At 51.3% G+C, this 14,072-nt stretch carries 11 protein-coding genes; 8 read left to right on the top strand and 3 right to left on the bottom strand.

Annotation, left to right across the window (positions count from 1 at the left end; translation table 11 throughout):
* Nucleotides 1-7: 7 nt before the first annotated feature.
* Both speE and ACO0LM_RS18115 read right to left on the bottom strand, forming a co-directional pair.
* The gene (speE, locus tag ACO0LM_RS18120; RefSeq protein ID WP_423038649.1) at nucleotides 8-1,249 is read right to left on the bottom strand and encodes a polyamine aminopropyltransferase; all 1,242 of its coding nucleotides are present in this window, start codon (nucleotides 1,247-1,249) and stop codon (nucleotides 8-10) included.
* A 9-nt stretch (nucleotides 1,250-1,258) separates the two neighbouring features.
* Entirely contained in the window at nucleotides 1,259-4,612 is a 3,354-nt protein-coding gene (locus tag ACO0LM_RS18115; protein WP_423038647.1) for an SNF2-related protein, read from the bottom strand.
* A 204-nt stretch (nucleotides 4,613-4,816) separates the two neighbouring features.
* Here ACO0LM_RS18115 and tkt point away from each other — a divergent pair, with 204 nt between their 5' ends.
* From tkt to ACO0LM_RS18080, 7 genes are all read left to right on the top strand, one after another.
* The gene (tkt, locus tag ACO0LM_RS18110; protein WP_423038645.1) at nucleotides 4,817-6,820 is read left to right on the top strand and encodes a transketolase; all 2,004 of its coding nucleotides are present in this window, start codon (nucleotides 4,817-4,819) and stop codon (nucleotides 6,818-6,820) included.
* A 5-nt stretch (nucleotides 6,821-6,825) separates the two neighbouring features.
* Nucleotides 6,826-7,434 (top strand): GNAT family N-acetyltransferase, encoded by a 609-nt coding sequence (locus ACO0LM_RS18105; protein ID WP_423038643.1) that lies wholly within the window; start codon nucleotides 6,826-6,828, stop codon nucleotides 7,432-7,434.
* A gap of 207 nt (nucleotides 7,435-7,641) precedes the next feature.
* Nucleotides 7,642-8,655, top strand: a complete 1,014-nt coding sequence (gap, locus tag ACO0LM_RS18100; RefSeq protein ID WP_423038641.1) for a type I glyceraldehyde-3-phosphate dehydrogenase — start codon at nucleotides 7,642-7,644, stop codon at nucleotides 8,653-8,655.
* A 108-nt stretch (nucleotides 8,656-8,763) separates the two neighbouring features.
* A complete protein-coding gene (lepB, locus tag ACO0LM_RS18095; protein WP_423038639.1) occupies nucleotides 8,764-9,444 on the top strand; it encodes a signal peptidase I in 681 nt (226 codons plus the stop codon).
* A 129-nt stretch (nucleotides 9,445-9,573) separates the two neighbouring features.
* Nucleotides 9,574-10,038, top strand: a complete 465-nt coding sequence (locus ACO0LM_RS18090) for a BON domain-containing protein (RefSeq protein WP_423038637.1) — start codon at nucleotides 9,574-9,576, stop codon at nucleotides 10,036-10,038.
* 170 nt (nucleotides 10,039-10,208) lie between these two features.
* The gene (locus ACO0LM_RS18085; RefSeq protein WP_423038636.1) at nucleotides 10,209-10,670 is read left to right on the top strand and encodes a cache domain-containing protein; all 462 of its coding nucleotides are present in this window, start codon (nucleotides 10,209-10,211) and stop codon (nucleotides 10,668-10,670) included.
* 357 nt (nucleotides 10,671-11,027) lie between these two features.
* Nucleotides 11,028-12,560: a DUF4214 domain-containing protein gene (locus tag ACO0LM_RS18080; RefSeq protein WP_423038635.1), complete on the top strand. Its 1,533-nt coding sequence runs from the start codon at nucleotides 11,028-11,030 to the stop codon at nucleotides 12,558-12,560.
* A gap of 96 nt (nucleotides 12,561-12,656) precedes the next feature.
* Here ACO0LM_RS18080 and ACO0LM_RS18075 read toward each other — a convergent pair whose 3' ends face one another.
* Complete coding sequence (locus ACO0LM_RS18075) at nucleotides 12,657-13,436, bottom strand: IclR family transcriptional regulator (RefSeq protein ID WP_423038634.1); 780 nt, start codon at nucleotides 13,434-13,436, stop codon at nucleotides 12,657-12,659.
* A gap of 230 nt (nucleotides 13,437-13,666) precedes the next feature.
* Between ACO0LM_RS18075 and ACO0LM_RS18070 the strand changes: the two genes are divergently transcribed.
* On the top strand, nucleotides 13,667-14,065 hold the full coding sequence (locus ACO0LM_RS18070; RefSeq protein ID WP_423038633.1) for a diacylglycerol kinase: 399 nt from the start codon (nucleotides 13,667-13,669) through the stop codon (nucleotides 14,063-14,065).
* Nucleotides 14,066-14,072 lie beyond the last annotated feature (7 nt).

Raw genomic sequence — 14,072 nt, 5'->3', positions numbered from 1 at the left:
TCCTGGTTCAGGTGGCCGGCATCAGGTCTTTCACATAATTGGGTAATGCAAATAATGCCTGATGCACATCAGCATTGTAATACTTTAGTAATGGCAAGCCACGGTGTTTGATGCGCTGATTTACCGTTGACGCAAGAATCGCCTGCGGATTGAGTTCTTTGCTGGCAATGGCCATACCCCACAGGGCACCATACAGGGGAATAAACACCGTGTAAGGATGGATCTGGGCAAAGGCCGTACGCAGTTTTGCCAGTGTGGCGCTGAATCGTTCAGGATGATAAAACGGGCTGCCCAGATGCAGAACCAGCATGCCTTGCGCCGTCAGCCGCCGGGCGCAGGCCTGGAAAAAGGCTGGCGTCATGCAGGTCGCTGCCAGTGAATTGCCGGTCGGGCTGACGGGGTCGGTCAGGTCCAGCAAAATCAGGTCGTAGCAATCAGTGGATGAGCCTATATAGGCAAAGCCATCTTCATAACGGTGTTGTATTTTTGAATCATCCAGCGTGCCGCGATGTATCTTGCCCAGGTGCTGGCGTGCCATGGCGACCACGTCGGCATCAATTTCACACAGGGTAACGCTGGTGATGCTGGGGTGCTTGAGCAATTCTTCGCATGAACCGCCATCACCACCGCCTATGATCAGGGCGGTACGTGGTTCGGGGTGGGCTATGGCGGCAGGATGTACCAGGCATTCATGATAAAAAAATTCATCTTTTTCCGAAGTCATCATGGCACCGTCTATGCGCATGACTTTGCCAAAATCAGTGGTCTCGGCAATCTCTATGTCTTGCATGGCGCTGGTGTGCCGCGCCACTACCTGATTGATACGGGTGGCGGCAAAGCTGTTGTTGCTCAGGGCTTCCCATGCCAGGCCCGTGCCAGGCTCGCCGCGTTGCAGCTCTTGCCGTGATACCGTGCGCGGCTTGAATAGGGCAATCAGGGCATCGACGATCTGCCTGGCCTTGCTGCCATTGTCATGGTTGAAGTTACAGACATACACATCCAGCGTGATGGCATTGCGTTCTGGCCAGGTATGGATGGCGACATGCGATTCTGCCAGCAGCAAGGCACCGGTGACACCAGCCGGGCTGCCGTCTTCATGCGTGAAGGGGTGAAATTTTTCTCCGACTATGGTCAGGCCGGCGGCGACGGTGATGTTGCTCAGGCATAGGCGCAGGCTTTCCGGGCTGACGAAATATTCTGGCGCTGCTTCACAGTCAAAACAGTCTGCGGTCAGGTGTAAGCCTTCCATAAATCCTTCTTAATTCAAGGGTTCAAAAATGCCCTGCAAATCTTCTGCCGTCAGTTGTACACTGCCGACTTCGCCCTGATCCAGTATGGCGCGTGCCAGCTCAGATTTTTTGAGTTGCATTTCCTGGATTTTTTCTTCCAGCGTACCCTTGGCGATCAGGCGGTAGACAAACACAGGCTTGTCTTGCCCTATACGCCAGGCGCGGTCGGTAGCCTGGTTTTCTGCGGCCGGGTTCCACCACGGGTCATAGTGGATGACGGTGTCGGCCGCTGTCAGGTTCAGGCCCACGCCGCCGGCTTTTAGGCTGATCAGGAACAAGGGAATATCACCCTCCTGGAAGCGGCGCACCACTTCGCCACGGTGTTCAGTGTCGCCGGTCAACATAACGTAGGACAATTTTTTTTCTTGCAGGGCTTCGGCTATCAATTCCAGCATGCTGGTGAACTGTGAAAATACCAGTATCTTGCGACCTTCAGAAAGCAATTCTTCCACCATCTCTATCAGTTCTGTGAGTTTGGCAGACACCGGGGTTTTACCCTTGCCAGTGTTAACACCGGTGATTTTTACCAGACGCGGATCACAACAAACCTGACGCAACTTCAGTAATGCGTCCAGAATAATAATCTGACTGCGCGCCACCCCTTTTTTTGCGATCTCATCACGCACTTTTTTATCCATGGCCACACGCACGGTTTCGTACAGGTCACGTTGCGCACCGCTGAGTTCTATGTGCCGCACGATCTCGGTTTTGGCAGGCAATTCCGTGGCAACCTTGTCCTTGGTACGGCGCAGCAAGAAGGGTTTGATGCGGCGTGTCAGCAAGGCATGGCGTTGGCTGTCACCGAGCTTTTCTATGGGATTGCGAAAATCCCTGGTAAAGGCTTTGGCATCTCCCAATAATCCAGGCATCAGAAAATTGAATTGGGACCATAATTCACCCAGGTGATTTTGCAAGGGCGTGCCAGTCAGGCACAAGCGATGATTGGCCTGCAGCAGGCTGGCAGTCTGGCTAGCCTTGGCCTGGGCATTCTTGATGTACTGGGCTTCGTCGAGTATCAGTAAATGATAGCGATGTGCGCGCAAGCTTTCTTCATCGCGCGGCAGCAGGGCATAGGTGGTCAACACCAGATCCACGTTAGGGATTTGTTCAAACAACTTGCTGCGGTCTTTGCCTTGCAAGACCAGCACCCGCAAATCCGGTGCAAAGCGTTGTGCTTCGCTGGCCCAGTTATCCATCAGGCTGGTGGGGGCAACCACCAGCGCAGGCTGGCTCAGGCGGCCCGCTTCTTTTTCTATCAGTATATGCGCCAGGGTTTGTATGGTCTTGCCCAGCCCCATATCATCAGCGAGTATGCCGGCCAGTTGGTATTCACGCAAAAACTGCATCCATGCCAGACCTTCTTTTTGGTATTCACGCAAGGTGGCACGCAGGCCGGCCGGTGGAGTGATGCTATGGATGCCGCCAAATTCGGCAAGACGCTGTCCAAAGGCTTGCTGGCGTTCACCGCCTATCCAGCGCAACTGCGTGGTGGCGGATAATTCTGCCAGGCGTGCCGCATCCAGCATGGGCAAGCGTATTGCGCCACCCTGATATTCATTGAAGTACAGTTCGCCAAGGACCAGCAAGATAGGTTTGATGCGTGCATAGGGCAGGGCCACGCGGCTGTTGTCAGGCAGGCTCAATAATACCTGTTCATCGTCGGCACGCTGGTTCAGTTGTTGCACACTAAAATCTTGCGGGGCCTGGCGTATCAGGCCAACCAGCAAGGGTAGCAGCGAAATTTTTGTCTGGTTGACGACGATGCCCAACTCCAGGTCAAACCAGGTGGATTGCTGGTTTTCTTCTGCAACTTCGGCATACCAGTCTTCTACCTCTTCCAGGTCATAGCGGTAGTTATCCATCAGACGCAAATCCCAGCCTTGCGCATCAAGTAGCGGTAATTGCTGAGTGGTAAACTTCAACCAGGCGTTTTGGTCCCCAAGCACAAACACGTCACCGGCGTTATGCCCACTGATATCCAATACCGAAAACCCCAGGTCCCGCAAGGTTTGCAAGGCAGCCTGTTCGGCCTGCTTGTCCCTGGTGATGCTTTCCACATGGTCACCATTGCGTCGCATGATGCTGTCACCTTGCATGTCAAAGGGAACGAAGGTGTTGTCGTAGGAATACTGGAGCAGGGCAAAGTCTATCGTTTCTGTAGCACTGCGTTCCTGGCTGCCCATCACCAGAGAGGGACGCATTTTGATGTCGTCGCGCTGGATTCTTTGTAGTTCAGCAGGCAGGGGGATGGTGTTTTGCAGGCCCAATTCGAGTAATTTATGCGCCATTGCAATGCGGGTTTTCTGGCGCGTGCTGGCAATTGCCGGTGCTTCTTCGGCCAATTTGATCAGTGCTGGCAAATCCAGATTGCCGCTTGTTGCCGTGTGCAGTTTGCCGCAGCTCCGGGGCGTCACTATCCACGGCGGGTCGGTAGGCAGCAGGTAATATGCCTCTGGCAAATCGTCCTCTTGCTTTGACAGTTGCCAGCGCAGGCGCAAATGGCCTTGCTCTTCCTGCCATGCCAGATGGGCATGTTGCTGCTCACGAAATTCCAGTTTTTTGATGGTGCTTTGCTTGTTCTCGGTACTTAACCAATACAGCTTGCCTGCCTTGGCTATGCGTTCCAGCAAGACCGCGCCCATTTTTTCTCTTGGATTGTAGTAAGAGTAATAATAGGAATTCATGGTGCTCATATTGAACAGGGCCAGTAATTCGTAGTCATCACCTTTGATGAAATGACTGGTGCGCATCACGTCGCGCACAGCCTGGGACAACTTGCTGTATTTAAGTTCCCCTTTGGCGTTGAGTTTTGCCTTGCCGGGTATGAGGCGGACTTCCTTGCTATTTGCCAGGGTTGACAGGGTGAATATCAAAAAACCGTCATCCGGCTTTTCTGGTTTGCCGGAATCCGCATAGTCATTGAAATGTCTGGCATGTTGCGCAAATTCCAGTTCATGCAGCCATTTTTGTTCCGTAAAGCTAAGGGGAGCTTCGATGGCAGGTTTGCCAGACGGAGCGTTTTTTTGCTGATGGTCTAAAATATTTAGCAAAACTGCAACAATATGTTTGCAATTGTATTCGACCGGGCAACTGCAGCTGCCGATGACTTCTTCCAGTACCCCATTGGTATCAAAGATAAGCTCAATTTCCTGGGTGTAAATATTCCGCCCGCTCCCTTGAACTTCTGATTCTATAAAATCATTCTCAAAACTCCAGCCTTTAACTTTTTTATCTGTTGCATAACTAATTCCACGTATAAAAGTCTCGCGGGGAAATTGTTCAATTAAATCTTCTTGCGTGAAGCGGTGATTTTTTGATGGCATGTGTACGTTTTACTGGTAAAGCAAAGTGTTTGATGACAGAAAATAGCCCTGTTTGGCTATTGTTTGCGTCTGTTTGTACTTCCAAAGAGTCGCAATTGTAGTATGGACCTCATGCTCTGGTAAAATATCGGGTTTTCGTGGGGAACGTTTGTTGTCCCCCAAACGCTACACTGACCAGTTTTCTAAAGACTACCTTCTGACACCATGATTTCATCTCTTCAGCCAGCAACACTCACCAAGATGGCCAATGCAATTCGTGCCTTGTCCATGGATGCCGTACAAAAAGCCAATTCCGGTCACCCGGGCGCGCCTATGGGCATGGCCGATATCGCTGTTGCTTTATGGAAAGGTCATTATCGCCATAATCCAACCAATCCAAAATGGATTAACCGTGATCGCTTTGTGTTGTCGAATGGCCACGGTTCGATGTTGCATTATTCGCTGCTGCATCTGACAGGCTATGACCTGCCCATGGAAGAGATCAAGAATTTCCGTCAATTGCATTCCAAAACTGCCGGTCACCCTGAAGTGCACGTGACACCAGGCGTGGAAACCACCACTGGCCCGCTGGGGCAGGGTATTACCAATGCCGTCGGCATGGCGCTGGCTGAAAAATTGCTGGCCGCCGAGTTTAATCAGGACGGCCTGAGAGTGGTTGACCATTACACCTACGCCTTCATGGGCGATGGCTGCCTGATGGAAGGTATTTCGCATGAAGCCTGTTCGCTGGCTGGCACGCTGCAACTGAATAAACTGATCGCTTTCTGGGATGACAATGGCATCTCCATCGACGGTCACGTCGAAGGCTGGTTCACTGACAACACGCCAAAACGCTTTGAAGCCTATGGCTGGAATGTCATCCCGGCGATTGATGGCCACAATGCTGAAGCCGTGTTCAATGCCATCACTGCCGCTAAAAAATCTGACAAGCCTACCCTGATCTGCTGCAAGACCGTGATTGGCAAAGGTTCGCCGAACATGGAAGGCACGCACAATGTGCACGGTGCTGCGCTGGGCGATAAAGAAATTGCTGCTGTACGCGCCAACATCGGTTGGGAATATCCGCCATTTGAAGTGCCGGCCGATGTCTATGCTGCCTGGGATGCAAAAGTGGATGGCGCTAAAGCTGAAGCTGAATGGAATGCACAATTTGCTGCCTACACGACCCAGTTCCCGCAAAAAGCGGCTGAACTGACACGCCGCATGAATGGCGACTTGCCAGTCAACTTCGATGAAGTGGTGGCGAATGCGATTGCCGCTTGCGTAGAGAAAAAAGAAAACATTGCTACCCGCAAGGCCAGCCAGAATGCGATCCAGGCATTTGCGCCATCGCTGCCAGAATTCCTTGGTGGTTCTGCTGACTTGACCGGTTCCAACCTGACTAACTGGAAAGAATGCGTCGCCGTCCGTGGCAACCAGGCCGGTAACCATATCAACTACGGCGTGCGTGAATTCGGCATGAGCGCGATGATGAATGGTATTGCCCTGCATGGCGGTTATATCCCGTTTGGCGCGACTTTCCTGACTTTCTCTGATTACAGCCGCAATGCCATCCGCATGGCTGCGCTGATGAAAATCCGTACCCTGTTTGTGTTCACGCATGACTCTATCGGTCTGGGTGAAGATGGCCCGACGCATCAATCTGTCGAGCACGTGTCCAGCATGCGCCTGATCCCTAATCTGGATAACTGGCGTCCATGCGATACCGTGGAATCTGCAGCGGCCTGGGCCCATGCAGTAAAACGCAATGATGGTCCGTCTACCCTGATTTTCTCGCGCCAGAACCTGCCGTATCAAGAGCGCAGCGCCCAGCAGATCGCGGATATCCAGCGCGGCGGCTATGTCTTGCAAGACGTGGCTGATGCAAAAGCAGTATTGATTGCGACCGGTTCTGAAATTGAACTGGCCGTCAAATCTGCAGCAGAACTGGCACAGCAAGGTATCCCGGTACGCGTGGTATCCATACCTTGTACTGACGTATTTGATCGTCAGGATACAGCGTATAAAGCAGCGGTATTGGGCAAGGGTTTGCCGCGTATTGCCATCGAAGCCGGTGTGACTGACTTCTGGTACAAGTATGTGGGCCTGGAAGGCGCCGTGGTTGGTATCGACACCTTTGGTGAATCGGCACCGGCTAGTGTCCTGTTCAAGTATTTTGGTTTTACCGTGGACAACGTGGTTGCCAAGGTGAAAGCAACGCTGGCTTAAGTAAGATGACTGATTTAGTTGACGGCACTGTGAGCAGCATCAAAGAGGTTAGCCTGCGTCGTGCTACTGTAGATGACGCAGAGGCGATTGCTGCCGTGCGGGTAGAAAGCTGGAAGGCGACTTATCGCGGCATGATACCCGACAGTTTTCTGGATGCCATGCGCGTGGAAGACAGTATCTTGCAATGGCGTCAGATTTTGCAGGCGATGTCTGAAGCCGCTGACCGTATCTGTGTGTATGTTGCCGAAAGCGAAGGCCAACTCATCGGCTTTGCATCCGGTATGATGCTGCCAGAACCCAAGCTGGGCATGCAGTCTGAACTGACCGCGATTTATCTGCGGCCCGCCTGGCAGCGTGCCGGCATAGGGCGTCGCATGGTACAGAAAGTAGCACGTACCTTGCAGGCGCAAGGTACGGAAAGTTTGCTGGTGTGGGCTATATCCGACAACGCCATCGCCCGCAATTTCTACGAGGAACTGGGCGGCGTCCTGTTGATCGAACAGGCATTCAGCTGGGATGGCATGGATTTGATGGAAGCAGGCTACGGCTGGCGCGATTTGTCGGTGCTGATGGCATCGGTAAACGCCATGCGTACTCCTTTGTCTTTGCATTAGACGTATTTTGAAGACCAAAAAGCTCACCACAGAGGCACGGAGACACAGAGGAAAAACAAGAGAAAAACTGATGAATGATGAATTGTATAAGCTAAATAGCTTTTGAAGTTCTTCTGCCTTTCTCTGTGTCTCCGTGCCTCTGTGTTGAGAGGTCTTAGGTTTTTTTAATTTGTATTTATTGTTGTTTAGTCCTTTGGAGATAAAACCATGACGATTCGCGTCGCAATCAACGGCTATGGCCGTATCGGCCGCAACATCCTTCGCGCTCACTATGAAGGTGGCAAGTTCAAGAACGAGATCCAGATCGTTGCGATCAATGACCTCGGCAATGCAGAATCCAATGCCCACCTGACCCGTTATGACACAGCCCACGGCAAGTTCCCAGGCACAGTCACGGTCGAAGGCGACACCATGATCGTCAATGGTGACAAGATCAAGGTATTTGCAGAACGCAATCCAGCCAATATCCCTTGGGGTGATTTGAATGTTGACGTCGTGCTGGAATGCACAGGCTTCTTCACGACCAAAGAAAAAGCCTCTGCCCACTTGGCTGGCGGCGCGAAAAAAGTCATCATCTCTGCACCCGGTGGCAAGGATGTGGATGCAACCATCGTCTACGGCGTCAACCATGGCGTATTGAAAGCCACTGACACAGTGATTTCCAATGCATCCTGCACCACCAACTGCCTGGCACCTTTGGCCAAGCCTTTGAATGATGCTATCGGTATCGTCAACGGTTTGATGACGACTATCCACGCCTACACCAATGACCAGGTGCTGACCGACGTGATGCATGAAGACTTGCGTCGTGCCCGTTCTGCCACCATGAGCATGATCCCGACCAAAACTGGCGCTGCTGCTGCCGTTGGCCTGGTATTACCAGAACTGAATGGCAAACTGGATGGTTACGCCATGCGCGTACCAACCATCAATGTATCCGTGGTTGACCTGACTTTCGTTGCAGCACGTGACACCACAGTGGCAGAAATCAACCAGGTCTTGAAAACAGCCTCTGAAGGTGCCCTGAAAGGTATCCTGGATTACAACACTGCACCACTGGTGTCGGTTGACTTCAACCACAATCCTGCCTCCAGTACCTATGATGAAACACTGACAAAAGTGTCTGGCCGTCTGGTCAAGGTATCGAGCTGGTACGACAATGAATGGGGTTTCTCTAACCGCATGCTGGACACCACGGTTGCACTGATGAATGCGAAATAATCTGCATTTGAAATAGTCTTTTGCATTACCGCTAAAAATACCCCGAACTTTCGGGGTATTTTTTTGTCTATCTCAGGCAAGTTTGATTTTTATGTATAGGAGATAACCGTGCAGCTTAAAAAATTGATTGCCGACAATAAAGGTTTCATCGTGCTCATGCTGGGCATGGTCTTTGTGCGTAGTGCCCTGGCTGATTACTACACCGTCCCGTCCAGTTCCATGTATCCGACCCTGCTGGAAGGCGATCGAGTCATCTGTGACCGTCTGGCTTATGACGTCAAGTTACCGTTTACGGATGTCATCCTCAAGCATATGGCTGATCCGCAGCGCGGTGATGTGGTGACTTTCTCTTCGCCTGAAGATGGGGTACGCCTGGTCAAACGCCTGATTGCCGTACCTGGCGACGTGGTCGAGATGCGTGATGAAAAACTGTATATCAATGGCAAAGCTGCCAGCTATGAGCCTTTGCAGCCACGCAGTGACGACCACCTGACGCCAAAGCGTGAATACGGCGGCCAGCAACTGGTGTACCGCGAACGCCTGGGCAGCCTGCAGCACGACATGATCGTCATGCCTGAACGTGAAGCCCTGCGTAGTTTTGATCCGGTCAAAGTGCCGGAAGGTGAATATATGATGCTGGGTGACAACCGCGACAATAGCCGCGATTCCCGCTACATCGGCCTGGTCAAGCGTGAACTGATTACCGGGCAAGTCAAACGACTGATGTATTCGCTGAACGGCGACCAGTATTATTCGCCACGATTTGACCGCTTTGGCGCGAAAATATGAATGTAATTTCTTGCTTCAATGCATTCCTCAAAGCCAGTGCTAAGGTACTGGCTTTTTTACGCCTCACAAAGACGGTTAAATTGCTTAAGATGGTAATCTAGCTGACGTTGATATCCAGGAAATTCAGGTATGTTTTCATTGCAAGGTCGATGGCTGCTTGTTTTTGCAACGTTCATTTCACTGCCCGTTTGCGCGCTTGGTGATGAGGTCAGGACCAATTATTTCAATGACCCTTTTCTCAAGGTGACCCAGGCCATCAGTGAATGCCCGGTTCCGGACGGCCCCATGTTGACAGAGGCACAGGCCAGAGCAGAAGCGCATGGTCGTATAGAGCGTGGCACCAGTTGCTATCAGTCAGGGCAATGCCGCCTGCCAAATTCCTATCTGTACGACCCGGAAATCATTCCCAGGGTCAAGCGTGCCATAGAAGCGGATGGCCGTTTTGCTGAAACCAGTATCTGGGTTGAAGGCCAGCGCCGCTTTGTCTGGCTCAAGGGCTGTGTCCGTACCGCCGGGCAAGCCAGTGAACTGGAAAAACTGGTACGTGGCCTGGATGATGTGCAGGGAGTCATCAATCAACTGACGGTCAAATAAAAATCTCGCTGTGCATGTGACGTTGCATGGGCTATCCCGCCACAAATGCTGCGTTGCACAGTGGTTAATGCTGGACTAAGCGCAGCTCACCATGAAATATTGGTTTCTGAAGGCAAGAACAACCCTGTGCTGGAGTCGTTAATCCAGACCAAACACTAAGGAGATATGTCATGAAATGGATAAACAAGCTGATTTCTATCGCAGTGATGGGTTTCGTTATGTCGGCGCCAGCATCAGCGCGGGAAGACCGCGGGTCCACCCCGCAGGCTCAGGCCATGGTGAAAAAGGGCATTGCCTACATCAAGAAAAACGGCCGTGAAAAAGCCTTTACAGATTTTAACGATGCAGCCAATAAGGATTTTCATGATCGCGATTTATACCTGTTTGTTTATGACATGAACGGGGTGAATTTGTCGCACGGTGCCAATCCCAAAATGATAGGCAAGAATCTGCTGGACTTGAAGGTGGAAGGCAAGTCCATCATCCGGGACATGATCACGGCACTCAAAACAAAAAACGATGGCTGGATAGATTACCAATGGCCAAACCCGGTCACCAAGGCCCTGGAAACCAAGTCCAGTTACTTTGAAAAAGTGGATGATTATTTTGTGGGTTGCGGTGCTTATAAATAATTGAACGTCACATAAAAAAACCGGTACAGACAGCATGTGCCGGTTTTTTTTATGCCCGTTTTGCGATTCGTCCTGCTTCGAATCTGGATTCGTTTTTGTCGAAGGATGCAATATTTCCTGAGCATCAATCAACTCGTGAGCAGCGCTTATTCCGCATCACTCTTTAACGATTGCTCGCCGGTTTGTAGCGAATTCACGACAAGTCATACTGTGCTTTAGCGTACACTATTTCATCTGACTTTTTCATCTGACTTTTTCATCTCACTCGCTTGCTCTCTTTGCTGTTTTAGGTTGTTGCCTCGCTTCAATTTTTCCAGTAGTTTTCGAGCAGTATTTCTTATGTGAAGGAGTTGGATCATGCCGGATAAAACAATCATTGCCAAACCGTTTTCGGGTGACTACAGAATAGATGTGCTGCTTGACGACGTCAATTACCGCTGGAATGCGGGCAAGGTTTTAGGTACGCCGGTCGAAATCAGCTATAGCTTTATCAAGTCTCCGACCTCGACAGCTTCCGATTCAGATAAAAACGGTTTCAAAGCCTTTACCGTGGAACAGATGGCCGCTGCCAGGGCGATCTTTGCGGACATAGCCCAGGTCTTGAATGTGAGCTTCAAGGAAGTGGCTGATACCGATATTCAATCCGGCATACGACTGGCAAATAATATCCAGGATAAAAGTGCCGGTTATGCCAAGCTTCCCGTACCGACGGCAGATGGCACGGCATTTTCTGCCGGCAGTGGCGATCTGTTCATGTCAACGACTTACATGAATGTGAGCTATGAAAGAGGCAGTGAGGCCTACAAGATACTGATACACGAAATAGGGCATGCTATAGGCCTCAATCATCCTGGGAACTACAATGCGGGCGAGCCACCCAGTACCGAAGCGGGTAATTATCTGGCGACGTCTGAAGACAGTAGCTGGATTTCCATCATGTCCTACAACGCGATTGCGCAAAACCAGCAAGGCGAGTTTTTCGGGACCTACGATATGCTGGCGTTGAAGTATCTGTACGGAAGCAGGGCCTATCACACCGGCGATGATACCTATGTCTATAGCGATGTCGATGGCCGCACGCTCAAAATCATCAACGACACTGGCGGTATTGATACCGTAGACGTATCCAGGGCAACCGCGGCTGCGACCATCAATCTGACACCGGGCTCTTTGAATTCTGTGGGGCGTATTGCCAGTGGCGATGCGGCCATCAATAATTTATCCATCGCCTTTGATGCAACGATAGAAAATATCATCGGTACCGCCTTCAGTGACAAGCTGACCGGCAATGCTGCCAGCAATCTTATCCGTGGTGGTGGCGGTGATGATGTGATCGATGGCGGGGCAGGGTTGGATACTGCCCAATACACGGGTTTGAGATCAACCTACACGGTTGCTGGCAACAATAGTGGCTTCAATGTATCCAAGCCGAATTCACAAGGCGTGGATACACTCAGCAATATGGAGCGATTGAAATTTTCAGATCTGTCAGTAGCGCTCGATATTGATGGTATAGCTGGTCAGGCCTACCGTATCTACCAGGCGGCTTTTGGCCGCACGCCAGATCTGGCGGGGCTGGGTTACTGGATCAAGGATATGGACAAGGGTTCCAGTCTGACGACGGTGGCGGCAGGTTTTATGCAATCGAAAGAATTCCAGACCCTGTACGGTACCAACCCCTCGGTCGATACCTTCCTGACGACCTTGTACAAGAATATCTTGGGGCGATTACCCGACCAGGCAGGTTACGACTACTGGAAAGGTGAATTAAGCAGCAATAAAATCAGTTTTGCCGGTACGCTGGCCAGTTTTACCGAAGGGCAGGAGAACAAGCTCAAGGTTATCGGCGTGATACAGAATGGCTTTGATTTTATTGAATATACGGGTTAAGACCAGGCAATGGCTGAACCCATCCAGGGCAGTCAAATATCATTGAGGCCAGCATCGTAGCCAAAGCCTGATGCTGGCTGTATGCTTACCTTTAGCTTACCTGGCCTCGGTATAACCGAGGGTCAGTGAAATCTGCTTGGCGGTATCGATCAGGTTACTCAGCCATTCTTCCTGCAGGCGATCAGCAGGGGCGGAAATGGACAGGCCGGCGATCATCTTGCCGCTGTCATCATGGATGCCGGCGGCCATGCAGCGCACACCCAGTTCCAGTTCTTCATTATCCCTGGCGTAGCCGGTTTCACGGACGGCGGCCAGTTCTTTTTCCAGCTTGTTCAGATCGGTAATCGAATTTTTATTGTGACCCGCCAGGCCGGTGCGCGTGGCATAGGCGCGAATGGCCTTGGGTTCATCCAGTGACAGGAATAATTTACCGGTGGATGTCAGGTGCAGTGGCGCACGCCCACCAATGGCACGCACCACCTGCATGCCAGAACGTTCGGAAAATGCCCGGTCTATATACACGATTTCATCCCCCTGACGTACCGACAGGTTGATGGTCTGGTTGGTCTGGCGGTGCAGGGCGCGCATGAATTCCAGCGCGGCTTCGCGCACGTTCAGGCGGCTCTTGACGATATTACCCAATTCCAGCAAGCGCATGCCCAGGCGGTAATAGCCCGTGTCGGCACGGTCAACAAAGCGGGTAATGACCATGTCATTGAGGATGCGGTGCGCAGTCGAAGGATGCAAGCCTGTTACTATCGCCAACTCCTTCAGACTGACCGGGTCCTGGTAGCGCGACAGGGCATCCAGCAGGGATACCATGCGCTCTATGACCTGAATCGAGGTTTTATCTGAGCTGGTAGAGTCGTTTTTCATATTATGGTTGGTGCGCTGCAATATATACCTTATACCATAATGTGAAATGAACGTCACTGCTTCGTCGGCAAAATGTCAACGTGCATAGGGATTTGCTGGCAATAATTTAATTTGCGTCAAGTAAATCTTCTTCTCCGCCACACATAGTCCTGTAAAATTCGGCACCTGAGCAAAGCTAGGGCGGTATAGCGTGGATTTGCCATGCCGCGAATAAGGTTTAAGGAAGAGAAATGTCTGAAAAAGAACAAGCTGTCAGTGAATTCAAAAGCAAAAGTGGCCTGCGCCGGATTTTTTCGGCTTTCTTTTATTCCATAGACGGTTTTCGTTCCGCCTGGAAAAACGAACATGCTTTCCGTCAGGAACTGGTATTGGTCATCATCGGCGTCATCATCGCCCTGGTCTTACCGGTGTCGGCGTTTGAAAAACTGATGATGATTGCCGTGCTGGTGTTGATCCTGGTGGTGGAACTAATCAATTCAGCGATTGAGGCAGTCGTTGACCGCGTCTCGCTGGAACGTCATACCCTGTCTAAAAATGCCAAGGACTTTGGCAGTGCTGCTGTGTTGCTGACCTTTTTGATTGCGTTGGCAACCTGGGTAGTCATTTTGATGGACCGCTTTTACTATTAATACGCCC

The sequence above is a fragment of the Undibacterium sp. Di26W genome, from assembly GCF_049340265.1.
In the GTDB taxonomy this organism is placed as follows: domain Bacteria; phylum Pseudomonadota; class Gammaproteobacteria; order Burkholderiales; family Burkholderiaceae_D; genus Undibacterium.
Note: the sequence above shows the minus strand (reverse complement) of the source record. Positions and strands in the feature narration are given on the sequence as shown.

Excerpts from the sequence above, each read along its gene's own strand:
- speE (WP_423038649.1), bottom strand. The coding sequence starts at position 1,249 with ATGGAAGGCTTACACCTGACCGCAGACTGTTTTGACTGTGAAGCAGCG.
- ACO0LM_RS18115 (WP_423038647.1), bottom strand. The coding sequence starts at position 4,612 with ATGCCATCAAAAAATCACCGCTTCACGCAAGAAGATTTAATTGAACAA.
- tkt (WP_423038645.1), top strand. The coding sequence starts at position 4,817 with ATGATTTCATCTCTTCAGCCAGCAACACTCACCAAGATGGCCAATGCA.
- ACO0LM_RS18105 (WP_423038643.1), top strand. The coding sequence starts at position 6,826 with ATGACTGATTTAGTTGACGGCACTGTGAGCAGCATCAAAGAGGTTAGC.
- gap (WP_423038641.1), top strand. The coding sequence starts at position 7,642 with ATGACGATTCGCGTCGCAATCAACGGCTATGGCCGTATCGGCCGCAAC.
- ACO0LM_RS18090 (WP_423038637.1), top strand. The coding sequence starts at position 9,574 with ATGTTTTCATTGCAAGGTCGATGGCTGCTTGTTTTTGCAACGTTCATT.
- ACO0LM_RS18085 (WP_423038636.1), top strand. The coding sequence starts at position 10,209 with ATGAAATGGATAAACAAGCTGATTTCTATCGCAGTGATGGGTTTCGTT.
- ACO0LM_RS18080 (WP_423038635.1), top strand. The coding sequence starts at position 11,028 with ATGCCGGATAAAACAATCATTGCCAAACCGTTTTCGGGTGACTACAGA.
- ACO0LM_RS18075 (WP_423038634.1), bottom strand. The coding sequence starts at position 13,436 with ATGAAAAACGACTCTACCAGCTCAGATAAAACCTCGATTCAGGTCATA.
- ACO0LM_RS18070 (WP_423038633.1), top strand. The coding sequence starts at position 13,667 with ATGTCTGAAAAAGAACAAGCTGTCAGTGAATTCAAAAGCAAAAGTGGC.